The sequence below is a fragment of the Lentzea sp. NPDC020367 genome, from assembly GCF_044387305.1.
Classification (GTDB): domain Bacteria; phylum Actinomycetota; class Actinomycetes; order Mycobacteriales; family Pseudonocardiaceae; genus Lentzea.
Window position 1 is genome coordinate 1,166,421 of the sequence record NZ_JBIRVV010000001.1, and the last position, 21,703, is coordinate 1,188,123.

24 protein-coding genes and 1 pseudogene are annotated in these 21,703 nt (G+C 70.7%); 12 read left to right on the forward strand and 13 right to left on the reverse strand.

Annotated features, from left to right (window positions below):
- Positions 1–281: 281 nt before the first annotated feature.
- From ACH413_RS05260 to ACH413_RS05280, 5 genes are all read right to left on the reverse strand, one after another.
- A complete protein-coding gene (locus tag ACH413_RS05260) occupies positions 282–1,514 on the reverse strand; it encodes a HAMP domain-containing sensor histidine kinase (RefSeq protein WP_360036274.1) in 1,233 nt (410 codons plus the stop codon).
- An 8-nt stretch (positions 1,515–1,522) separates the two neighbouring features.
- The gene (locus ACH413_RS05265) at positions 1,523–2,212 is read right to left on the reverse strand and encodes a response regulator transcription factor (protein ID WP_360036277.1); all 690 of its coding nucleotides are present in this window, start codon (positions 2,210–2,212) and stop codon (positions 1,523–1,525) included.
- Between the two features lie 146 nt (positions 2,213–2,358).
- Complete coding sequence (locus ACH413_RS05270) at positions 2,359–3,228, reverse strand: glycoside hydrolase family 20 zincin-like fold domain-containing protein (RefSeq protein ID WP_360036280.1); 870 nt, start codon at positions 3,226–3,228, stop codon at positions 2,359–2,361.
- Complete coding sequence (locus ACH413_RS05275) at positions 3,185–4,882, reverse strand: ATP-binding protein (RefSeq protein ID WP_360036283.1); 1,698 nt, start codon at positions 4,880–4,882, stop codon at positions 3,185–3,187. The genes ACH413_RS05270 and ACH413_RS05275 overlap by 44 nt, the downstream gene beginning before the upstream one ends.
- A complete protein-coding gene (locus tag ACH413_RS05280; protein ID WP_360036286.1) occupies positions 4,872–5,567 on the reverse strand; it encodes a response regulator transcription factor in 696 nt (231 codons plus the stop codon). Before ACH413_RS05280 ends, ACH413_RS05275 begins: the two co-directional genes overlap by 11 nt.
- Positions 5,568–5,646: 79 nt before the next feature.
- On the opposite strand from ACH413_RS05280, the gene ACH413_RS05285 reads away from it, so the two are divergent.
- From ACH413_RS05285 to ACH413_RS05300, 4 genes are read left to right on the forward strand one after another with little or no spacing between them, the layout of a single operon-like run.
- Complete coding sequence (locus tag ACH413_RS05285; protein ID WP_360036289.1) at positions 5,647–6,684, forward strand: peptidoglycan-binding protein; 1,038 nt, start codon at positions 5,647–5,649, stop codon at positions 6,682–6,684.
- The gene (locus ACH413_RS05290; protein WP_360036292.1) at positions 6,681–7,394 is read left to right on the forward strand and encodes an ABC transporter ATP-binding protein; all 714 of its coding nucleotides are present in this window, start codon (positions 6,681–6,683) and stop codon (positions 7,392–7,394) included. The genes ACH413_RS05285 and ACH413_RS05290 overlap by 4 nt, the downstream gene beginning before the upstream one ends.
- Positions 7,391–8,560, forward strand: coding sequence for an ABC transporter permease (locus ACH413_RS05295; RefSeq protein ID WP_360036295.1), 1,170 nt, complete (start codon positions 7,391–7,393; stop codon positions 8,558–8,560). The genes ACH413_RS05290 and ACH413_RS05295 overlap by 4 nt, the downstream gene beginning before the upstream one ends.
- Positions 8,561–8,577: 17 nt before the next feature.
- Complete coding sequence (locus tag ACH413_RS05300; RefSeq protein WP_360036298.1) at positions 8,578–9,114, forward strand: hypothetical protein; 537 nt, start codon at positions 8,578–8,580, stop codon at positions 9,112–9,114.
- A 32-nt stretch (positions 9,115–9,146) separates the two neighbouring features.
- On the opposite strand, the gene ACH413_RS05305 is transcribed toward ACH413_RS05300, so the two are convergent.
- Together ACH413_RS05305 and ACH413_RS05310 are read right to left on the reverse strand one after the other, a co-directional pair.
- Positions 9,147–10,166, reverse strand: a complete 1,020-nt coding sequence (locus tag ACH413_RS05305) for an LLM class flavin-dependent oxidoreductase (protein WP_360036301.1) — start codon at positions 10,164–10,166, stop codon at positions 9,147–9,149.
- Positions 10,163–10,747, reverse strand: coding sequence for an NAD(P)-binding domain-containing protein (locus ACH413_RS05310; RefSeq protein WP_360036304.1), 585 nt, complete (start codon positions 10,745–10,747; stop codon positions 10,163–10,165). The genes ACH413_RS05305 and ACH413_RS05310 overlap by 4 nt, the downstream gene beginning before the upstream one ends.
- Positions 10,748–10,830: 83 nt before the next feature.
- Here ACH413_RS05310 and ACH413_RS05315 point away from each other — a divergent pair, with 83 nt between their 5' ends.
- The gene (locus ACH413_RS05315) at positions 10,831–11,583 is read left to right on the forward strand and encodes a class I SAM-dependent methyltransferase (protein WP_360036307.1); all 753 of its coding nucleotides are present in this window, start codon (positions 10,831–10,833) and stop codon (positions 11,581–11,583) included.
- Here the strand turns inward: ACH413_RS05315 and ACH413_RS05320 are convergent.
- Positions 11,567–12,346, reverse strand: coding sequence for an alpha/beta fold hydrolase (locus ACH413_RS05320; RefSeq protein ID WP_360036310.1), 780 nt, complete (start codon positions 12,344–12,346; stop codon positions 11,567–11,569). The two genes, ACH413_RS05315 and ACH413_RS05320, sit on opposite strands and share 17 nt — an antisense overlap.
- 67 nt (positions 12,347–12,413) lie before the next feature.
- Between ACH413_RS05320 and ACH413_RS05325 the strand changes: the two genes are divergently transcribed.
- From ACH413_RS05325 to ACH413_RS05340, 4 genes are all read left to right on the forward strand, one after another.
- On the forward strand, positions 12,414–13,880 hold the full coding sequence (locus ACH413_RS05325; RefSeq protein WP_360036313.1) for an ABC transporter substrate-binding protein/permease: 1,467 nt from the start codon (positions 12,414–12,416) through the stop codon (positions 13,878–13,880).
- Positions 13,877–14,644 (forward strand): amino acid ABC transporter ATP-binding protein, encoded by a 768-nt coding sequence (locus ACH413_RS05330; RefSeq protein ID WP_360036316.1) that lies wholly within the window; start codon positions 13,877–13,879, stop codon positions 14,642–14,644. The genes ACH413_RS05325 and ACH413_RS05330 overlap by 4 nt, the downstream gene beginning before the upstream one ends.
- Positions 14,641–15,273, forward strand: a complete 633-nt coding sequence (locus tag ACH413_RS05335) for a nucleotidyltransferase domain-containing protein (RefSeq protein WP_360036319.1) — start codon at positions 14,641–14,643, stop codon at positions 15,271–15,273. The genes ACH413_RS05330 and ACH413_RS05335 overlap by 4 nt, the downstream gene beginning before the upstream one ends.
- 79 nt (positions 15,274–15,352) lie before the next feature.
- Positions 15,353–15,661, forward strand: coding sequence for a DUF1540 domain-containing protein (locus tag ACH413_RS05340; protein ID WP_360036321.1), 309 nt, complete (start codon positions 15,353–15,355; stop codon positions 15,659–15,661).
- 2 nt (positions 15,662–15,663) lie between these two features.
- Here the strand turns inward: ACH413_RS05340 and ACH413_RS05345 are convergent.
- The 3 genes and pseudogenes from ACH413_RS05345 to ACH413_RS05355 form a co-directional block, all read right to left on the reverse strand.
- Positions 15,664–16,080, reverse strand: a pseudogene (locus ACH413_RS05345) (MgtC/SapB family protein); the annotation flags it as partial.
- Between the two features lie 193 nt (positions 16,081–16,273).
- Positions 16,274–16,861: an SMI1/KNR4 family protein gene (locus ACH413_RS05350; RefSeq protein WP_360036324.1), complete on the reverse strand. Its 588-nt coding sequence runs from the start codon at positions 16,859–16,861 to the stop codon at positions 16,274–16,276.
- An 8-nt stretch (positions 16,862–16,869) separates the two neighbouring features.
- Complete coding sequence (locus ACH413_RS05355) at positions 16,870–17,694, reverse strand: aldo/keto reductase (protein WP_360036327.1); 825 nt, start codon at positions 17,692–17,694, stop codon at positions 16,870–16,872.
- A gap of 30 nt (positions 17,695–17,724) precedes the next feature.
- Between ACH413_RS05355 and ACH413_RS05360 the strand changes: the two genes are divergently transcribed.
- The gene (locus tag ACH413_RS05360; RefSeq protein WP_360036329.1) at positions 17,725–18,366 is read left to right on the forward strand and encodes a TVP38/TMEM64 family protein; all 642 of its coding nucleotides are present in this window, start codon (positions 17,725–17,727) and stop codon (positions 18,364–18,366) included.
- Between the two features lie 83 nt (positions 18,367–18,449).
- Here the strand turns inward: ACH413_RS05360 and ACH413_RS05365 are convergent, their stop codons facing one another.
- Both ACH413_RS05365 and ACH413_RS05370 read right to left on the reverse strand, forming a co-directional pair.
- Entirely contained in the window at positions 18,450–18,794 is a 345-nt protein-coding gene (locus tag ACH413_RS05365; RefSeq protein ID WP_065919117.1) for an RNA polymerase-binding protein RbpA, read from the reverse strand.
- Between the two features lie 238 nt (positions 18,795–19,032).
- A complete protein-coding gene (locus tag ACH413_RS05370) occupies positions 19,033–19,788 on the reverse strand; it encodes a thymidine kinase (protein WP_360036333.1) in 756 nt (251 codons plus the stop codon).
- A gap of 669 nt (positions 19,789–20,457) precedes the next feature.
- Between ACH413_RS05370 and ACH413_RS05375 the strand changes: the two genes are divergently transcribed.
- The gene (locus ACH413_RS05375; RefSeq protein ID WP_360036336.1) at positions 20,458–20,805 is read left to right on the forward strand and encodes a PadR family transcriptional regulator; all 348 of its coding nucleotides are present in this window, start codon (positions 20,458–20,460) and stop codon (positions 20,803–20,805) included.
- Complete coding sequence (locus ACH413_RS05380; RefSeq protein ID WP_360036339.1) at positions 20,802–21,665, forward strand: hypothetical protein; 864 nt, start codon at positions 20,802–20,804, stop codon at positions 21,663–21,665. The genes ACH413_RS05375 and ACH413_RS05380 overlap by 4 nt, the downstream gene beginning before the upstream one ends.
- The last annotated feature ends 38 nt before the right edge of the window (positions 21,666–21,703 follow it).

The window sequence follows — 21,703 nt, forward strand, 5'->3', positions numbered from 1 at the left end:
CAGACCCGCGGCCAAGTGGTGGTGATCGTCGGGCAGTGCTGAGTGCCAGACCCGCGGCCAAGTGGTGGTGATCGTCGGGCAGTGCTGAGTGCCAGACCCGCGGCCAAGTGGCGGTGATCGTCGGGCAGTGCTGAGTGCCAGACCCGCGGCCAGGCGCTGGTGAACGTCGGGCAGAGGTGAGTGCCAGACCCGCGGCCAGGCGCTGGTGAACGTCGGGCAGAGGTGAGTGCCAGACCCGCGGCCAAGTGGCGGTGATCGTCGGGCAGTGGTGAGAGCCGGACTCACCGCCAGGCGGTGGTGATCCGCTCCCGCACCGCCACCACGTCCCGCTCCGACACCGGAATCCGCAACGTGAACCGCGCCCCCAGCCCAGGCCGCCCCACCGCCTCCACGGTCCCGCCGTGCCCGGTCACGATCTCCCGCACCAGCGACAACCCCAGCCCGAACCGCCCTTCACCGGCCCCGCGATGGAACCGGTCGAACAACCGCGACGCCTCACCCGGCTCGAACCCCGCCCCGTTGTCCTCCACCACCAGCTCCACCTGCCCGCCGACCACCCCCACGCGCACCGCGATCCGCCCACCCTCAGGCGTGTGCCGGACGGCGTTGGCCAGCAGCTCGTCCACGGCCCGCCGCAACCCGGTCTCGATCCCGCTCACCACCACCGGATGCCCGGGATGGTCCAGCGACAGGGTGATCCGGCGCTCGGCGGCCCGTTCGGTCTCGCCCACCACCGCGGCCTCCGCGACGTCGGCCAGGTCGACGGGTCTGCCATCGAGGCGCTGGTGGAGCTGCGCGGACGCCAGCAGGTCGTCCACGACGTCGGCCAGGCCGCGGATCGACCGGGCGAGTGCGTCGAGGTTGGTGCGCTGGTCGTCGGGCAGGTCCGCGGCGGCCGCGAGGAGCTGGGCGCGCAGGTAGGCGCGGGCGATCGGGGTGCGCAGTTCGTGGCTCGCGTCGGTGACGAACCGGCGTTGTCTCGCCAGCGCCTCCGCCCACGGGCCCACGGTGCGGCGGCTGACGCCCAGGCCGATCAGCGCCGCGACGAGCAGGCCGGCCACCAGCGCGATCGCCAGTGCCTGCACCAGGTGCGAGCGGTCGGAGAGCTGGTAGCGCATGTCGAACACCGACTGCACCGTCGTGCCGTTCGCGCCGGGAGCGGTGAGCACGACGTACTCGGTGTCGTTGGCGGTCACGTCACGGGACACGGGCGCGCCGGACGCGTGCACGGCATCGATGTCAGAGCGCAGGGGGAACCCGCCCGGCACCTCCAGCGGACCCAGGTGCAGCACGCCGTCCTCCAGCACGAACACCCACGCGCACCGGGGCGCGATGCCCGGCACGCCGTACTGGGCGTTGTAGCGGAGTTCGCGCGACACCTGGGTCTCCTGCGCGTGCACCATCACGACGTACGCGATCACCCCCACGAACGTGATCATCAGCGTGATCGCCAGACCCACCAGCACGCTGACCCGCAACCGCGCGCGCCGGACCTCCGCACGTTCCGCCTGCACCCACGACCTCACAGAGCCCCCAACCGATAGCCGATGCCCTGAACCGTCTGCACGACCGAACGTCCCACCTTCGAACGCAGGTAGTGCACGTAAGTGTCCACAATGGATTGAGAGGGTGCGTCGCAGAACACCGTGCGCCGCAACGCCGCCCGCGTGTGCACGGTCTCGGGATGCGTGGCGAGCACCCGCAGCAGCGCGAACTCCCTGGTGGTGAGCGGTACTTTCTCGCCGTCGGGCAGCACGACCAGGTGTTGTTCGAGCTCCAGGCGGCCGGCGCCGATGCGCAGCACCGCGGCCAGTTCGGCGGCCCGCCGGCACAGCGCCCGCAGTCGAGCGGTCAGCTCGCGCAGGTCGAACGGCTTGGTCAGGTAGTCGTCCGCGCCCGCGTCGAGGCCGTCGATCCGATCGTGCACCGACCCCATCGCGGTGAGCATCAGCGCCTGCGTCCGCACGGACCGGGAACGCAACCGGGACAACAGGTCCAGGCCGTCGATCACCGGTAGCGCGCGGTCGATCACCACCACGTCGTAGGGCCGGGTGAGCGCGAGATGCAGTCCGCGCTGTCCGTCGAAGGCGACGTCGACGTCATATCCCTCGCCGCGCAACACCGCGGCGAGCAGTTCCACCAGCTCCCGGTCGTCGTCGATGAGCAGCAACCGGAACGGATGGATCGGCCGGAACTTCGAAGAGGTCCGCACAGCGACCACGATCGCACGTGATCACTGCGCCGAACCAGGTGATCGCGGTGCGACAACAGCGAATGGACATGTTCACCGCAGGCCAAAGATAAACATGTGAACCGCGGGCCCCGTCTGACCTGCGGTCACACCACGACTGTGAACGGCTACCAGGCGGGCGCCACGGCCGAGGTCGTGCGCAGGCCGCCGACCCAGCCCGCGGTCGCGACGGCGCGCAGCCCGTCGTCCCCCTCGGCGAGCTTGCCGTGCGGGCCCAGGACGTCCGTGCTGCCGTCGTGCCAGCGCACCGGCAGTTTGCCGTGCCGCTCCAGCAAACCGGCGAACCTGGTCGTCAGCTTGGCGGTACCGATGTGCACCCAGCGGCTCGGGAACAGCTCCAGCAACTCGATCGTCGCCGGGCTCAGTTCGGGCACGACCGTGATGCCGTGATCGCGGCCGTACTCGACGAGGTCGCGCAACGCGTCCGGATCGCCTTCCGGGAAGACGTGCAGGACGTTGAGCTTGTAGGCGGCCATCCGGTCGATGGCCTTGCGCATCTCGGCGGGCGGCAGCAGCGCGCTCGACACACCGCGCCACGCGAACGCGGGGGAGTCGCGCAGGTCGGCCGCGCGGACCGTCGCGTCGCGGGTCATCAGCTGCCGGAACGACTGCACGCCGTGCCGCAGCCCCGCCTGGGTGCCCGCGCGCAGCATCACCGCGTCGTTGCTGACCAGCAGCGCGTACCCCTCGGGGCCGAGCCCGCGCATCGCCGGGTCGTGCGACACCATCAGCATGCCGTCGGGCGACTCCGCCAGCAGGTAGCCGGTCTGCCGGAAGATGTGCTCGCGCAGCATCGCGGCCGCGGTGCGCGCCTGCCCGGTCACCCGGACGGTCACGTCTTCGGTCAGTACGAACGAGCCCGTGCGACGGGGCGCGCTCGTGGGCATGGGAACAATCACCGGTTTCCTCTCCAGCGAACTAACGCTGGGTGTATCAGCTGAGTTCCGGCAATCGGACGCGGAACGTGGTTCCGACACCTGTTGTGCTGGTCACACCGACCGTACCGCCGTGCGCCTCGACGAGCTTGCGGACGATCGCGAGACCCAGCCCGCTGCCGCCCGTGGTGCGGCTGCGGGACTTGTCCGCGCGCCAGAACCGGTCGAACACGTGCGGCAGATCGTCCGCCGAGATGCCCGAACCGGTGTCGGTCACCGTGAACACGATCTCGCCGTCCTCTGCCGCGGCCTCGACCGCCACCGACCCTCCGGCGGGCACGTAGCGCAGCGCGTTCGCGACGAGGTTGTCCAGGATCTGCCGCAACCGCAGCGCATCGGCCCGCACGGTCAGCGAGGCGTCCGCGGACACCGCCAGCGTGACGCCCGCCTGCGTGGCACGAACGTCGTGCGCCGCTTGGACCTGTTCCAACGCGCTGGCGACGTTCACCCGTTCGAGCGTCAGGCGCAGGGAGCCCGCGTCGGCCACCGCGAGGTCCTGGAGGTCGTCCACGACGTGCTGGAGGACCAGCGCCTCCTTGAGCAGCAACGTGATCAGCGCCGGATCGAGGTCGCTCACCCCGTCCTCGGCCGCCTCCAGCCAGCCCCGGATGTTGCTCAACGGCGTCCGCAGCTCGTGGGCGACGTCGCTGACCATCGCCTTGCGCGCCTGCTCGACCTGCGCCCTGGTGGCGGCCATCGTGTTGAACGCCCTGGTCAGCCCCGCGATCTCGTCCTGCCCGCGCACCGGCACCGGCGGGATGTCGCCCCCGCCGGACATGTGCTGGGCGGCCGCCGTCAACGCCCGCAGCGGCCGGGTGATCCGCGCTCCCGCGAACGCCGCCACCCCGATCGCCGCCAGCAGCACCGCCGCCGCGGCCCCCACGACCTGCCAGCCGTTGCCCGACAACGAGATCGCGGTCGTCGGCGTGCCCGTCGGGTTCGTCAGGTACAGCAGGACCGGCGGCGCCACGTACGGCGTGAGCTGCTCTTTCCGCGACGCGGCCACACAGGCGGCGACGGCGGGCTCGTCCGGCGGCGGCACGCCCGTGGACTGCTTGAGCGCCGGCGTGTAGTCGGGATCGAGGTCGACCGGCGGGAGCGACCGGCGCGCCAGGCAGGTGGCGACCAGGTCCTCCAGGTCCAGCAACGCGTAGAAGTCGGCCGCGGTGTCGAACGGCAGGTCCCGCTCCCGGCAGTCCAGCCGCGTCTGCTCCTTCTTGACCATCCGCAGGCAGAACAGCGATCCGGTGGGGTCCTCGCGGTCGCGGAAGTCGATCGGCGTGCGGAACGGCCCGAGCACGCGCTTGTCGATCCGGTCCGCGGGCGCGCCCGGCACCAGCACCGGGTCGACCGCCAGCGGATCCACCACGGCCGCCGCCTTGGCCGGCAACTCGCCGCCGTCCCCGCCGCGATCGGTGACCGTGCGGCCGTCCTTGGTGACGAGCACGAGGCGCCGGCCGGGGTGCTCGGTCATCAGCGACTCGACGTAACCGTCCACTTCGGACCAGTCGCGGTGCCCGGCAGCGTAGGCGAGCAGAGTCGTGTAGATCGTGTTGTCCGACGCCAGCTCGCGGCCCTGTTCACGGGCGATCGACGCCTTGGTCAGCTGCGTCGCCAGCCACGCCGTCGCGGCGATCGAGCAGACCGCGATCAGCACCACGACCACGAGCAGCCGCGTGAAGACGCTACGGCGCATCAGCGCGTCCGGCCGTGAGCTTGTAGCCGATGCCGTAGACGGTGACGAGGTGGGCGGGCACCCGCGGGTCGGTCTCGATCTTGCGCCGCAGGTTCTTCACGTGCGTGTCGATCGTGCGCGTGGTCAGGAAGCTGTCGATGCCGTGCATCCGCTCCAGCAACTGCTCGCGGCTGAACACCCTGTCCACTTCGGACGCCAGCACCTCCAGCAGCCCGAACTCGCCCGGCGTGCACTCGACCAGTTCGCCGCGCACCCGCACCTCGTGCCGCGGCTGGTCGACCACGATCGGCCCGACCTCCAGCACCGGTGCCGGCTTCTCCGCGGGCACCCGCCGCAGCAACGTCCGCACCCGCGCCACCAGCTCGCGCGGGCTGAACGGCTTGGTCATGTAGTCGTCCGCGCCGATCCCGAGCCCGTGCAGCAGATCGTCCTCAGTGGACCGCGCCGTCAGCATCAGCACCAGCACGTCCGACCCGGCCCGCAACGCCCGGCACACGTCCAGCCCGCCCAGTCCCGGCAGCATCAGGTCGAGCACCACCAACGCCGGCTGCCGATCGCGGACCACGTCGAGCGCGTCCCGTCCGTCGTGGACGACGAGCACGCGGTGATGGTCCTGCTCCAGGTACCGGCGCACCAGCTCGGCCTGGTTCTCGTCGTCCTCCGCGACCAGGATGAGAGCGCTCACCGGCCGATCATAAGGACGCCCTCACGGCGATCACCGGTTCGACACAGGATCCTCACAAGTGCCTCCGAAGATCCACAGCATGCGCAGGACAGTCATCGCGGCCACCGTGCTCGTCGTGGTCGCCATCGCCGTGGTGCTGGTGGTGCGAGCCCGGCCACCAGAGCCCGCCGCGGCCCCGCCACCAGCGGTGAAGACCACGACCGTGCGAAAGGGAGACCTCACGAACACCCGCACGCTCCAGGCCCAGCTGGGCTTCGGCGTCGCCCGTCCTGTCAAGGGTGCCGCGGGCACCGTCACGAAGCTCCCGGCGACCGGCCAGACCACCGAACTGGGCAAGGAGCTCTACCGCGTCGACGACCAGCCCGTCGTCGTGTTCTTCGGCGCGACCCCGTTGTTCCGCGCCCTCGACACCCCCGGCCTCAAGGGCTCGGACGTCGCTGTGGTGATGGACAACCTCGCCGCTCTCGGCTACTCGGTCGGCACCCGTCCCAACGACGCCGCCAAGGCCGAACTCACCCCGCGCGTGGTCGACGCCCTGAAGAAGTGGCAGAAGGCCCTCGGCGTCGACCAGTCCGGCGTCCTGGCCCCCGGCCGCGTGCTCGTCCTGGACCGCCCGATGCGCGTCGGCACCGTGAAGGCCCAACTCGGCGAGCCCGCCACGGAGGAACTCTTCGAGGTCACGCCCACGACCCGCCTGGTCTCGGTGCAGGTGCCGGTCTCCGAGGCGGGCGTGCTGAAGACGGACCTGCCGGTCACGATCGTGCGCCCGGACAACCGCGCCGTCCCCGCCAAGGTCACCTCGGTGAAGCAGGTGGCCACCACCGCGGAGAACGGCGGCGGTGGCCCGAAGACCGACGTCGTGGTCACCCCGGACAACCCGGCGGACGTCGAGGACCTGGACACCGCTCCCGTCCGCCTCACGATCACGACCGAAAGCCGCACTGGCGTGCTGACCGTCCCGCTGGCGGCGCTCGTGGCGCTGAAAGAGGGCGGCTACGCGATCCAGTTGCCTTCCGGCGGCTTGAAGGCCGTCCGAACAGGCCTCTACTCGCAGGACAAGGTCGAGATCTCCGGCGACGGCGTCACCGACGGCCTGGAAGTGGTGACGGCCCAATGACCCCGGTACTCGCCCTGCGCTCGGTGACCAAGCGCTACCCCGGCGGCGTGACGGCTCTCGACGAAGTGTCGTTGCAGGTCGCCGCGGGTGAGCTGCTCGCGATCGTGGGCCCGTCCGGCTCCGGCAAGTCCACGCTGCTGCACCTCGTCGGCACCCTGGACCTGCCCTCGTCCGGCACGGTCGAGATCGACGGCCAGGACGTCTCCCGCCTCCCGGACCGCCGCCTGTCCGCGCTGCGCGGCAGCCGGCTGGGGTTCGTGTTCCAGCAGTTCCACCTGTCCGACGGCCTCACCGCCACGGAGAACGTCGCCACCGGCCTGCTCTATGCGGGCGTGAGGCACAAGGACCGCCGCCCGCTCGCTGTGGAGGCGCTGAACCGCGTTGGCCTGGGGCACCGCGCCGACCACCGCCCGTCCGAACTCTCCGGCGGCGAACGCCAGCGCGTCGCCATCGCCCGCGCCGTGGTGAACAACCCGGCGCTGGTTCTGGCCGACGAGCCGACCGGGGCCCTGGACACCGCGAACGGGCTCGCCGTGCTGGAGTTGCTGCGGGAGCTCAACCGCCAGGGGACGACCATCGCGCTGATCACGCACGACCGGGACATCGCCGCCTCGTTGCCACGTCGAGTGGAATTGCGGGATGGGCGGATCATCGCGGACACCGGGGACCAGGCAGCCGAGACCGTGCGGTTCCCGAGGGCCGAGCGATGACCCGTCTCTCACCCGTCGACCTCCTGTCCCTCGGCTCGCTGGGCATGCGCACCCGCCGACTCCGGGCCGCCCTGTCCGCCCTCGGCATCGCCCTGGGCATAGCCACCGTCGTGGTCGTCACCGGCATCCCGGCCTCCAGCCAGCAGGCCCTGCTCGACGAACTGACCGCCCTCGGCACCAACCTCCTGCGCGCCCAGCCCGCCCCACGCCAGGACGACCCGGTGCTGTTCCCGCAGTCCTCCGTCGCGATGGTCCAGCGCATCGGCCCGGTCACGGCCGCCGCGGCCGTCGCCAACACCCACACCCGTGTGCGCCGCAACGACCTGCTCGACCCCGGCCACAGCTCCGACATCACCGTCCTCGCCGCCACCCCCGGCCTCCTGGACGCCGTGAACGGCCACGTCCAGAGCGGAGACTTCCTGCCACGACCGGACTTCCCGAACGTCGTCCTCGGCAACGTCGCCGCCCAACGGCTGGGCATCCCGGACGTCGGCGAACACCCCGCCGTGTTCGTGGGGGAGAAGTGGTTCACCGTGACGGGAGTCCTGGGCCCGATGCCGCTCGCGCCCGACATCGAACGGTCGGTGCTGGTCGGCTGGGACGCCGCCCGCACGCAGCTGGGGTTCGACGGCCACCCGACCGTCGTCTACGTGAAGGCCCGCGAGGAGTCCATTGAGGACGTCCGCGCGATCCTGCCCGCGACGCTCCACGGCGAGATCCCGGGCCTGGTCCAGGTGAGCCGCCCGTCCGACGCGCTGGCGGCCAAGCGAGCCACGCAAAGCTCCTACAGCGCCCTGTTCCTGGGGCTCGCGGGTGTCGCGCTGCTGGTCGGCGGCGTCGGCGTGGCGAACACGATGGTGATCTCCGTGCTCGAACGCCGCAGCGAGATCGGCCTGCGCCGCGCGCTCGGCGCCACCCGCGGCCACATCCGCGCGCAGTTCCTCACCGAAGCCGTGCTGCTGTCCGGCCTGGGAGGACTGGCGGGCACGGCCTTGGGAGCGCTCGGGGTCGCGGGCTACGCGACCCTGCACCGCTGGCCGCTCGTCATCCCCCTCGAAGTCCTGGCCTCCGGTGTGCTCGCCGCGTTCGTCGTGGGCGCCGCCGCCGGCCTCTACCCCTCCATCCGCGCCGCCCGGCTCACCCCGACGCAGGCGCTCGCCGCGTGACGAAAGGAAATCCCGCGATGAAGAAGGCCACCCTGGCCCTGCTGCTGTTGCTGGCCGCGTGCGGAAAGCCCGAGGCCCAGCCCCAGGTCGCCTCGATCTCGACACCGCCGAGCAGCGCCGCGGCGACGTCGGCCGCCCAGGAGCAACGGCCCCGCGAACGCCTCGACATGACCCCGGAGGACTTCGACGCGCTCAACGCCCCCTACGACCAGTGCCTGGCGAGCTTCGGCCTGGACAAGAAGGGCCGCTCCGCCGAGGGGAGCGGCCGCCCGGAACCCACGAAGGAAGAGCTCGACAAGGCGCTGCAGGCGTGCGAGTCGAAGTCGCCGCTGCCGCCGTGGGAGAAGGACGTCACCAACCCCGAGGCCGTCGACTTCGCCAACCGCGTCGTGCAGTGCCTGCGCGGCAAGGGAGTCCGCTACGTCGAGGTGCTCAACGAACCGGGCTCGACCATCGTCAGCTACGCGCTGGGCGGTCCGAACAACGACGCCGCGTCGATCTCACTCGGCCTGGAACACGCCAAGGAGTGCGAGATCGCCTCGTCCAAGAAGTGACACGAGGGGGCTGGAACCCCAGCCCCCTCACCTCACGCGAGCATGTCCTTCACCAGCGGCACGACCTGCGTCCCGTACAGCTCGATCGTCCGCGTCAGCGACTCGTGCGACAGCCCGCCGATCCCGTACTTCAGGTCGAACCGGCTCGCGTCCAGCTTCTTCATGGTGGCCGCCATCTTCGTCGCGACGGTCTCCGGCGACCCGACGAACAGCGCGCCGTGCGGCCCCACCTCGTGCGCGTAGGACTCCGGCGTCGGCGTGGAGAACCCGCGCGTCTTGCCGAGCCGTCCGATCACGTCGAGGTAGTGCGGCCAGAACTCCTCGCGCGCCTGCTCGTCGGTCGGCGCCACGTGGCCGGGGGAGTGGATCCCGATCGGCAACGGCTCGCGGCCGAACTTCTCCAGCGCGTGCAGGTAGAGCTCCGAGAACGGCGCGAACCGGGCGGGGTGGCCGCCGATGATCGCGAGCATCAGCGAGAACCCGTACGACGCCGCGCGCACGACGGACTGCGGGCTGCCGCCGACGCCGATCCACGTCGGGAACGGCTCGGTGAACGGCACGACGTCCTGCTCGTGCAGCGCCGCCCGGGTCTTGCCCTGCCAGGTGATCGGGCCGCCCTTGAGCAGCTCGGCGAACAGGTGCGTCTTCTCCTCGAACAGGTCCTCGTAGTCCGCGAGGTCGTAGCCGAACAGCGGGAACGAGTCCACACTGGACCCGCGGCCCAGGATGACCTCCGCGCGGCCGTCCGACAGCGCGTTGAGCGTCGAGAACCGCTGGTACACGCGCACCGGGTCGTCCGAGCTGAGCACCGTCACCGCCGACCCGAGGTGGATCTTCGAGGTGCGGGCGGCGATCGCGGCCAGCACCACGTCGGCCGCCGACAACGGCATGTCCGGGGTGTGGTGCTCGCCGATGCCGAAGAAGTCGAGCCCGACCTGGTCGGCCAGCACGCCCTGCTCGACCAGGTTGCGGATGGTCTGGGCGTGCGACAGCGGGGTGCCGGACGCGTCGTGGGTGACGTCGCCGAACGTGTCGAGTCCGAACGTGGTCATGACTGCTCCTTGATGAGGTTCTCGAATTCCTGCCTGCGAGTCGCGACGCCGAACACCGGGCCGCCGGGTTCCAGCAGCCGTCCCGCGGCCAGCGGTCCCACCGGCACCGGGTCGAACCCGACGCGCTCCAGGAACGCCGCCACGGCCTGCAGCGCGGCCGGCGAGTCACCGGCCAGGCCGACGGCGCGGCCTCCGGCGGGTTCCATGTCCTGGTAGGCGACGTGGTTGAGGGACTTGACGACCTGCGCGCCCACCAGCCGCGCCGCCACTTCCTCGCTCGTGCCCAACGGCTCCGCGGCGGGCGGCCAGTGGTTCATCGAGTCGACGACGACCTTGCCCGCGAACAGCCGCGGGTCGAGCGTGGCGAACCGGTGCCACGGGATGGCCAGCACGACGAGATCGGCGTCCGCGACGGCGTCGGAGGCGGACTGCGCGACGGCACCCGGCGCGAGGAACTCGATGATCATCTCGATCCGCGCGGGATCACCGGAGCCCGCGATGCCCACCTCGTAACCCGCGGCCAGGGCTAGGCGCGCGAGGACGGGACCGACGTGGCCCGCACCGAGAACAGCGATCTTCACAGCACACCCGACCTCGCTAGTTGACGTATCACCTAGCTTAACCGGACCAGCCCCCGGTTATTCCCGGAGGGTACCTTCAACGCGTGTGGGGTTTCGGTGACGCCTACGAGCGCTACGTCGGCCGGTGGAGCCGGCCCGTCGCGGTGGAGTTCCTGCGCTGGCTGGACGCGCCGCCCGGCCGGACGTGGCTCGACGTCGGCTGCGGCACGGGCGCGCTGACCGAGACCGTCCTGGCGCACGCCCAGCCGGCCGCTATCACCGGCGTCGACCCGTCGGAGGGTTTTCTGGAACGCGCCCGGCAGCGCGTGCCCGGCGCGACCTTCGAGGTCGGCAACGCCACCGACCTGGGTGGACGCACCGCCGACGTCGTGATCAGCGGCCTCGTGCTGACGTTCGTGCCCGACGCGGCCCAGGCGGTGGGGGAGTTCGCTCGCGCGGGGTCGTACGTCGGCTCGTACCTGTGGGACTACACGAGCGGCATGCAGATGATGCGGCTGTTCTGGGACGCCGCGAAGGACGTCGACCCTGCTGCCGCCTCGCACGACGAGGGCCTGCGGTTCAGCGAGGTGAGCGGCGCCGACCCGTTGCGCGCGTTGTGGACCGGCGCCGGTCTGCGCGACGTCCAGGTGACCGGCATCGTCGTGCCGACGGTCTTCCGGGACTTCGCGGACTTATGGGAACCGTTCCTGGGCGGCACGGGCGCGGCACCCGCCTACGCCGCGACGCTGCCACCGGAGCAGCTCGCCGCCGTGCGCGACCTGCTCCGCTCCCGTCTGCCCGCGGAAGGTCCGATCGAGCTGACCGCCAAGGCGTGGGCCGTCAGAGGGTCGCGCTGAGGAACCGCTCCAGGTGCGGGTTCACCTCGGCGGCGTGCGTGAGGCTCAGGAAGTGCGCGCCACCCTCGACGAGGACCAGCGGCTCGGCCTTGGGCAGCGCCGCGACCAGGGCCTCGGCCTTCGCGACGGGATAGGCGAGGTCCGCGGTGCCGTGCAGCACGAGCGCGGGAGCCTCGATCTGCGCGGCCCGGTCCAGCACGCCTTCACGGCCGACCAGGGCGTTCATGATGAGCCGCAGCCGTTCCGGCTCGACCTCGCTCCACTTCGGCGTCCACTCGGACGGGTCGTAGTCGCCCAGGCAGATCTTCGCGACGGCCTCGATCACCGATCCCGGTCCCTGCGCGATCCACACCTCCGCGAGCTGCTGGTAGGCGTCGGAGACCTGCTGGTCCTCCGGCTCCCCGGACGTGCCCAGCAGCGCGAGCGCCATGACCCGTTCCGGTGCCAGCAACGCCATCCGCAGCGCCGCGAACCCGCCCTGACTGGTGCCGATCACGGCCGCGCGGCCGATCTCGAGCTCGTCGAGCACGGCGAGGGTGTCGCGGGCGACGTCCCAGTGGTCGAACGGCGCGTCGGCGGGCGTGGCACCGTGGCCGCGCTCGTCGATCGCGATCAGCCGGTAGCGGTCGCCCAGCGCCTTGACCTGCGGCGCCCACATCGTCACGTCCATCAGGAAGCTGTGCAGCAGCACGACCGCGGGGCCGTCACCGCCGTGGTCCACATAGGACACCAACTGCCCGTCGGCGGTGGTCACCGCAGCCATGCCGTACACCTCGTCCCGCATAGTGGATCATCAGCGCCGGTCGCCCTGTTCGCTCTACCCTGCCCGAATGCGACAAGTGTTCAGGGGCGCGGTGCTGCTCCTGCTGCTGTTGATCGTCGTCCCCGCACCTGCGATGGCGCAACAACAGCCACCGGTGGTGAAGGTCGGCACCGAGGGCACCTACCCGCCCTTCTCCTTCCACGACCCCCAGAGCCAGGAACTGACCGGCTACGACATCGAGGTCGTCAAGGCGATCGCCGCGAAGGCCGGGTGGAAGCTCGAGTTCGTCGAGACGCAGTGGGACGCGATCTTCCCCGCGCTCGACTCCGGCCGCATCGACCTGATCGCCAACCAGGTGTCGCGCAACGAGGAACGGGCCGCGAAGTACGGCCTGTCCAGCACCTACACGTTCTCGCGCGGTGTGGTCGTGCGCCGCACCGGCGACGACCGGATCAAGTCGCTCGCCGACCTGAGCGGCAAGACCACCGCCCAGTCCAGCACGAGCAACTGGGCCAAGGTCGCCAAGGACGCCGGCGCCAACGTGGAGGCCGTCGAGGGCTTCGCCCAGGCCGCCGCGCTGCTCCAGCAGGGCCGCGTGGACGCCATCGTCAACGACAACATCGCCGTGCTCGACTACCTCGCGTCCACCGGCTCGAAGGACGTCGAGATCGCCGGCAACGCGGGCGACTCCGGCAGCGAGCAGGTCCTGGCGCTGCGCAAGGCCGACTCGGCGCTGCTGACCCAGGCGAACACCGCGATCGACGCGCTGAAGGCCGACGGCACGTTGCGCGGCATCTCCCAGAAGTACTTCAAGGCCGACGTGTCCGTTCAGGACGGAGGTGCGGCGGACCTGTCGCAGGGTCGAGGCCCGCGCAGCACGTGGGACATCCTGGCCTCGACCGCGTGGCCGATGTTCGTGGGCCTGGTCAAGGTCACCATCCCGCTGACCGCGCTGTCGTTCGCCATCGGCCTGGCGCTGGCGCTGCTGGTGGCCCTCGCCCGGATCTCGCCGTACCGCGTGCTGTCGGGCCTGGCGCGGGCGTTCATCTCGGTCATCCGCGGCACCCCGCTGCTGCTGCAGCTGTTCATCGTCTTCTACGGCCTGCCGCAGATAGGCCTGAAGTTCCCGCCCTTCACCGCCGCCGTCGTGGCGTTCTCGCTGAACGTCGCCGGCTACGCGGCCGAGGTCGTCCGCTCGGCGATCCTGTCCGTGCCGCGCGGCCAGTTCGAGGCGGCGTCCACGATCGGCTTCGGCTACGCGCAGACGTTGCGCCGCATCGTCCTGCCTCAGGCGGCCAGGACCGCCGTGCCGCCGCTGTCCAACACGCTGCTGTCGTTGCTGAAGGACACGTCCCTCGGCTCGGTCGTGCTGCTGACCGAGCTGTTCCGCGAGTCCCAGCTGGCCGCGGCCGAGAGCAACGAGTTCCTCGCCCTCTACGCGTTCGCGGGGCTCTACTACTGGGTGATCTGCGTGGCGTTGTCCGCCGGGCAGAAACGACTGGAGACCAGGCTGAACAGGTACGTGATCGCATGAGCGACATCCGCATCGAGGTCACCGGGCTCAAGAAGTCCTTCGGTGAGCTGAACGTCCTGCGCGGCATCGACTTCACCACCCCGCGCGGTACTTCCACCGTCCTGCTCGGCCCGTCCGGCTCCGGCAAGACCACCCTGCTGCGCTCTCTGAACGTCCTCGACACGCCGGACAGCGGCGTCGTCCGCATCGACGACGTGTCGGTCGACTTCTCGGCACTGCCCGCGGGCAAGGCGGGCCGCACCGAGGGCCAGCGCCTGCGCGCACAGAGCGGCATGGTGTTCCAGTCGCACAACCTGTTCCCGCACCGCACGGTCCTCGAGAATCTCACCGAGGGCCCGGTCGTCGCCCAGAAACGCCCGGTGGACGAGGTGGTGGCGGAGGCCAGGGTCCTGCTGGACCAGGTGGGACTGGCGGACAAGGCCGACGCCTACCCGTACCAGCTCTCCGGCGGCCAGCAGCAACGCGTCGGCATCGCCCGTGCGTTGGCGTTGAAGCCACGCGTCGTGCTGTTCGACGAGCCGACATCCGCACTCGACCCCGAACTGGTGGGGGAGGTGCTGGCGGTCATCAAGGACCTGGCGTCGCAGGGGTGGACGACGGTCATCGTGACGCACGAGATCCGGTTCGCCGAGAAGGTCGCGGACCAGGTGCTGTTCCTGGACGGCGGCGTGATCGTGGAGAGCGGGCCGCCCGCGCAGGTGATCGCGGAGCCGCGGGAGGAGCGCACGCAACGGTTCCTGCGGCGCGTTCTCGACCACGGGTGAACCTGACGGAGCTTCCGTGGGAGCCGCTGAGCCCGGCCGAGGTCGCGGCGCTCTTCACCGAGGCTCCCTGGTGGATCGCGGGCGGCCACGCCGTCGAACTGGCGGCCGGCCGCCCGGTGCGCCCGCACGCCGACATCGACGTGCTGCTGTTGCGCCGCGACCAGCTCGCGGCGCAACGCGCACTCGCCGGCTGGGAGTGGTGGGCCGCCGACCCGCCGGGAACGCTGCGCCCGTGGCGGCCCGGCGAACTGCTCCCCGCCGAAGTGCACGACATCTGGTGCCGTCCGGCCGGGTCCGAACAATGGCGAGTTCAGGTGATGCTCGACGAATCCGCCGGCGAAGACTGGGTTTCCCGGCGCGATCCACGCGTGCGCCGACGGATCGACACGCTCACCCGCGTCAGCCCGGCGGGCATCCCGTACCTGGCGCCGGAGATCCAGTTGTTCTACAAGGCGAATTCGCCGCGCCCGAAGGACGAAGCCGACTTCGACGCGGCGTTGCCGCAGCTCAGCGCGGAGCAACGACGGTGGCTGGCCGACGCGATCCTGCTCGGCCTGCCCACGCATCCGTGGCTGGATCGGCTGACGGAAATAGGCGCGGCGGAATCCCAAAAGGATAGGCTCGCCTAATTCCGCTCGAATTGCGGGCCTTCTGCCGTGGTGGCATCGTCCGAATCACCGAACCTTTCCCACCACGGCAGGAGCGGACATGACCACCCTCGAGAACCCGGCGATGCCCGCCGTCCACGATTGCTCCGTGAGCGACTGCTCCTACAACCACGACGGCTGCCACGCCTTCGCGATCACCGTGCGCGGGGACAACGGCGCCGCCGACTGCGGCACGTTCATCCCGCTGGGCACGAAGGGCGGCCTGGACAAGGTCGTCGCGCAGGTGGGTGCCTGTTCCCGCACCGACTGCACGCACAACGCCTCGCTGGAGTGCACGGCGCAGAGTGTGCGAGTCGGCGCAGGCCAAGGTGACCACCTCGCGAACTGCCTGACGTACCAGCCGCGCTAGTCCTCTTCCTTGCGGTCGACGGCCCGGCCCAGCTCCCGCAGGCCGACGTTGACCGCGATGATCGCCACCGTGCCGGCCGCCGCGACGACGTGCAGCCCGGCGCCCGCCAGTGACCCCACCGCGGCCGCGCACCACAGCGTGGCCGCGGTGTTGAGTCCCCGCACCGACAGGCCGTCGCGCAGGATCACGCCCGCGCCGAGGAACCCGATGCCGGACACCACCTGTGCGGCGACGCGCGTGGGGTCGCCCTGGCCGTCGAAGCCTTGTGCGGACAGCAGAACGAACAGTGCGGCGCCCACCGCCACGAGGGCGTTGGTGCGCAGGCCTGCCATGCGCGAGCGGTACTGCCGCTCGAAACCGATCAACGCGCCGAGGCCCATGCTCTCGGCAATGCGCAGCGTCATGTCGAAGACGTGCATCGTGTGACTCCCCTTGTGTTGCAGGGGTGTGCGTCACACGCCAGAACTGCGAGCGTGCGAGGTGAAAGACCTGCGCCGGCTACTGTCGCCTGGCATGTGTCGCTCACCTCGCTTCCTTGTGTCTGGTTGGTAAGACCGGGGAGTCACGCTACCGAACCGGACGTGAGGCCCGGGTGAGAGTGGGACGCGCGTCTCATTCCCAGCGGAAGTCGTTGCGCTCGAACACCAGACGATGGTCGGTCTCGCCCCGCAGCGCGCTCAACGCGTCGTCGAGCATCGCGGTCACGTTGGGCCACAACGGATCGCGGTCCGCGCCGCTGTACTTGTCCCACTCCATCACGCACCCGTGCCGGTCCCCGCCGCGCAGGTCCACGAACAGCTCGTGCCCGGACCCGTCCGCGGCGACGGGAAGCCACGCGGGCAGCCAGATGTCCACGCACGGCGTGCCGGCTGGTTCGCGCAGCGCGGCCGCCTCGTAGTCCTTCTCCTCGCCGAGCGTGCGGAACGCGATGCCGCTGATCGCCTGCATCATCACCGTGCGCAGGCGCAACGCGTTGTCGAGGCCGTGCGGCTGCCACATCGGAGGGATGACGGCCCAGCGCGCGTACGTCTCGCCGATGCCACCGAAGTGCCGCCACCACGCGACGAGCTCGGCGGGTAGCGCGTAGCCGATGCTCTCCTCCGCGTCCGCGATGTCCACAGCGGACGACGGCGGCAGCAACACGGCGTACAGCGCCGGGGAGTTCTCGCCGATCCAGGTCTCGATGTCGGTCCAGCTCACGGCCGGAACTAAAGCATGGCGAGCGGCGACGGCCCGGCAGGGGGAGGGAAGGCCCGGTCCAGATCGGCGAGATCCTCGGGCGTGAGACGGAGTTCCAGCGCCAGGGCGTTCTCCCGCACGTGCGAGGCCGAACCGGCTTTGGGGATCGCGCAGACCTGAGGCAGCCGCAGCACCCACGCCAGCGCGACCTGGGCAGGAGTGGCGTCGTGCCGCCGAGCCACGGCGGCGAGCGCGGGGGAGCCGAGCAGCCTGCCCTGTTCGACGGGGGAGTAGGCCATGATCGGGATGCCGGTGGAGGCGTGCCACGGCAGCAGGTCGTGCTCGGGGCCGCGGCGGGTGAGGTTGTAGAGGATCTGGTTGGTCTGGCAGAAGCCCGGCAACGCCGTCACCTCGCGTATGTCCGCCAGGTCGAAGTTGCTGACGCCCCAGTGCCGGATCTTGCCCGCTTCCAGGAGCGCCGAGAACCCGTCCAGGGTCTGGGCCAGCGGCACGCTGCCGCGCCAGTGCAGCAGGTACAGGTCGAGCCGGTCGGTGCCCAGACGCCGCAGGCTCGCCTCGCACGCCCGGACCGTCCCCTTCGCGGACGCGTTGGACGGCAGCACCTTGGACACGAGGAACACCTCGTCGCGCCGACCGGCCACCGCCTCGCCCACGAGCGTCTCGGACGCGCCGGAACCGTACATCTCGGCGGTGTCGATCAGGCTCAGCCCGAGGTCGAGGCCGGTCCGCAGGGCGTCGACCTCGGCGGCGCGCCTTGCGGGATCCTCGGCCATCATCCAGGTGCCCATGCCGAGCGCGGGAACGGTCTCGCCGGAGGGGAGCAGCACGGTCATGTGCCCCAGCCTGCCCGGTACGTTGGGCTGATGCGACGCGCGGGCCTGATCCTCCTGGTGCTGCTCGTCGTCGCGCTGGCGGTAGCGGCACAACTCGTGGACCTGCCCGACGGCGCACGGCTGCGCGCACTGGTGGACGGCGCGGGGAGCGCGGCTCCGGTCGCGTTCGTGGCGGTGTGCGCGCTCGGCACGGCGGTGTTCTTCCCGAAACCGGTCCTCGCGACGGCCGCGGGGCTGCTGTTCGGGGTGGGGTGGGGGAGCGCACTCGCGATCGCGGGGTTCACGGCGGGCGCGATGATCGCGTTCACGATCGCCCGCGGACTCGGCCGCGACACGGTCAAGGGCTGGCTGGGCGAGCGACTGGCGGTGCTCGAACAGGTCTTCGCGCGCCGGGGAGTCGAGGCGACGCTCGTGATCAGATTGTTGCCGATCCTGCCCTTCGCCCTGGCGAACTACGGTGCGGGCGTCACGTCGGTCAGGGGCAGGGACTTCGCGCTCGGCACGGCGCTGGGACTGGTGCCCTCGACCGTGCTCGCCGCCGTGCTGGGGGACGCGCTGAGCGATCTCGGCTCGCCGCGCTCGATCGTCGCGTTGTCGATCTGGGCCGTGCTGGCGGCCGTGGGCGTGTGGTGGGGCCGGAATTTGATCACAGCGGCCGTACGGGCCTCCTAGACGCCCGGAAGAGGTGCGCAAAAAGCCGCCCCGGCGGGAGACCGGGACGGCTTGAAGCGTCTGCGACCTGGCTGGCCCTTGGATCAGGCCGTGCGGGTACGGCGTCCGCGAAGCTCTTCGAGCCGCTCGTCGAGCAGCTCCTCGAGCTCGGGGATCGACCGGCGCTCCAGGAGCATGTCCCAGTGCGTGCGCGGCGGCTTGATCTTCTTGACCTCCGGCTCGACGCCGTCGATGATCTTCGACTCGGTGCCGTGGAGACGGCATTCCCAGGTCGGCGGCAACTCGGCGTCGTCGGAGAACGGGACCTCGAAGTCGTGTCCCTTCGGGCAGGCGTACCGCGCTGCCCGGCGCGGAGCGAGATCGTGGTTGCGGTCGGTCTCGTAGCTGACTGCTCCGAGCCGGCTTCCACGCAAAACGCGGTCGGCCATGGCGGTGTCCTTTCGCTCGGCTCAGGGCCGGGGCCCAGGCTTCTTGCTCACCGTGTGCAACGCCCGGATTGCTCCGTTTGTTTCCGGTTCGCTCTCATGGTCGCCCACAGTGACGTCTTTCACTCGTCAACGAAGGCTTCCTACTAATGGATGCGATCGCCACAGGATCGTGACGCGTTATCAAGCTCCTGCGCTCATGCATCACTCTAATGGCCCAGTGGGGCCTGTGGGTAGTCGCCTACGCCAACCGAAGTTGACCACTTTGTGCGACGTCAGGGCCTAGGTCGCCCAACCTAAAGTGACGCCGGCAGAGCACCTGGTAACGGATAGTAGTTTCCGTGGCCTCGGTTACACCGTTGCTCTCTGTACCCGATCGGTGCTGTTCCGTGTCCGAAGCCGTGTCGGCGACCAGAACCGTGTCTCCGGCGCGAATCACCCGGCCGGCCCGCACCCGTGCGTTGAACCGCCCGGGCACCCCGCACCAGCACAGCACCTCGACCTGGATCGCCTTGAGCTCGTCGGCCAGTTCGAACAGCCGCTGCGAGCCGGGGAACATCTCGCCGCGGAAGTCCGTGGCGAGCCCGAAGCAGTACACGTCCACCTGAACGTCGTCCGCGAGCTCCGCCAGCTGCCCGACCTGGGCGGGGGAGAGGAACTGCGCCTCGTCCACGATCAGGTAGTCCACGCGCCGGCCCTCGGCCCACTCCGCCCTCACCAGTGCGCGGAGGTCGTCGTCGCGGATCTCCGCGGCCTCGCGCGTGATGCCGATGCGACTGGAGATCTGCGGCCTGCCCGACCGGTCGTGCCGCACCAGCAGCAGGCCGCGCCTGCCCTGACGCGAGTTGTTGTGGTCGATCTGCAACGCGAGCGTCGACTTGCCGCAGTCCATGGGACCGAAGAAGAACTTGAGGTGCCCCACCACCGGCGTCGAGCGCCGGGAACCAGCGACAGGTACAGCGGAGAGGGCGTCTGTCGGATCGGGAAGGGCGTCCACGGCGGGTCACCCTAGTGCCTGGATCCCGATCATGAGGAATCCCCACGGTCCTCCCCTCTCCCTCGTCGGGTCGTTCGAGTGCGACCAGCCATTTCGGGACGGCATAGCCGCTTTTCGCGGGTTCCAAACCTCATCTCGACTCGGATCACTCGATAGCTTCAGTGTTGACTGAGGCGAAGGCGCCCGGACTGGCCGCGCTTCACGCGGGACCGGGCAAGAACGCATCGACAGGAGAGGGGAGTGGGGAACCGGCGTGGTCGGCGGAGGTTGGCTCACCCGGCGCCGGGTGAGGGGGAGCGGTGGACCGGCGTGGTCGGCGCGTACGTCGGCGAGGGGAGTGCGGGGACGGTGGGGCGTTGTCGCCGACGCCGGGTGTGGAGAGTGCGGCAGGGGAGACCGTCGTCGGGCGAAGAGGGCGCGGCACGGGGCGCCCAGCCCGGTTGGCATCCATGTCGGGTGAGGGGAGAGCGGGACGGGCGCCGCGCAGCCCTGTCGGTGCGATCCCGCGATCCGGCCCGCGGACTTGGTGGACGCCCCGGCCACCCGCCAAGCGTTCGAACGTCCAGCCACCCGGCTCGGCTACCTCTATTGCTTCAGTGTTGACCGAAGTCAACCCTCCGGTGTCATTCCGCTTCCCGATATAGCTCGCGCCGCGTTATATTCAACGACATGAGTGGTCGGGTCATGTCCGAACAGACGTTCCTCGTCCTCACCGCGCTGGCGGAGGAGGCGCTGCACGGGTACGCGATCGTGCAGGCGGTGGAGCAGCTGTCCGAGGGGCGGATGGTGTTGCGGGTCGGCACGCTGTACGGGGTGCTGGACCGGTTGGTGGCGGACGGGCTCGCCGAGCGCGACCGCGAGGAGGTGCACCAGGGGCGGCTGCGGCGCTACTACAAGCTCACCGACTCCGGTGTGCGGGCGTTGCAGGCGGAGGTCGCGAGGCTGAGCGCGAACGTGCGGGCGGCGAGCGCGGTGCTGAGGGGGAGGGGGCTCCAGGCATGGGCGGGTCGGGTGTGAGCAATCTGGAGCGGCGGTACCGGGTGCTGCTGAGGGTGTTGCCCCGGTGGTACCGGCGGGACCGCGAGGAGGAGATGGTCGGGATCTTCCTGGCCGAGCGGGACGACGACCTCGACCTGGAGCACAGCTGGCCGGGGTGGGGGGAGACGGGTGCGATCCTCGGGCTCGCGGTGCGCACGCATCTCGCGGCGGGGGCGGCGCTCACGAGCGTGCCGGCGAAGGTCGTGTGGCGCGGTGAGGTCGTGCGGGCGCTGGGGATGCTCGGGCTGCTGCTCGGGGTGTTCTACGCGGTGGCGGCGATCGTGAACCTCGCGGCGGGCGTCGGTGGTCCGTTCTCGGCGGTCAGGGTGCTGGAGCTGGGGCCGTTGGTGGCGCTGCCGGCGTTGCTGAACGGGCGGCGGACGCTCGCGAAGGTCGCGGCGGCGGCTCCGGCGGTGTTGTCGGTGGTGTCGCTGGGGCAGCCGGAGTACGCGTTGATGTGGAGCGTGTTCCAGCTGCCTTCGTTGGTGACGTTCGTGTGTCTGTGCCTGGGTTTTCACCGGGAGGCGCCGACGCCGCCCGCGGGCAGGCTGCTCTGGTGGGGTGGGGGAGCGGCGGTGCTCGGGGTGCTGGGCGGGTTCGCCGCGGGGGTGGGGTTGTTGGCGGTCGGGCTGATCACCGTCGGGTTGCGGGTGTTCGCGTTCGTGCGTGGTGACTTCGTGCTGGGGCGGGCGCTGTCGTTGTTCGCGGTGCTGCAACTGGTTCCGTTGGTGTTCCTGGTCGTCGCGGGGAGCGAGATCTTCGTGCCGGCGGCCGGGCTGGGGTTGTTGCTGGTGCTGGCCGCGGTGGCGCCGGTGCGGCGGCAGCGGGTCCGGGCGTGAAAAAGGGCGGCGCTGCCGGTGAAAGCAGCGCCGCCCTG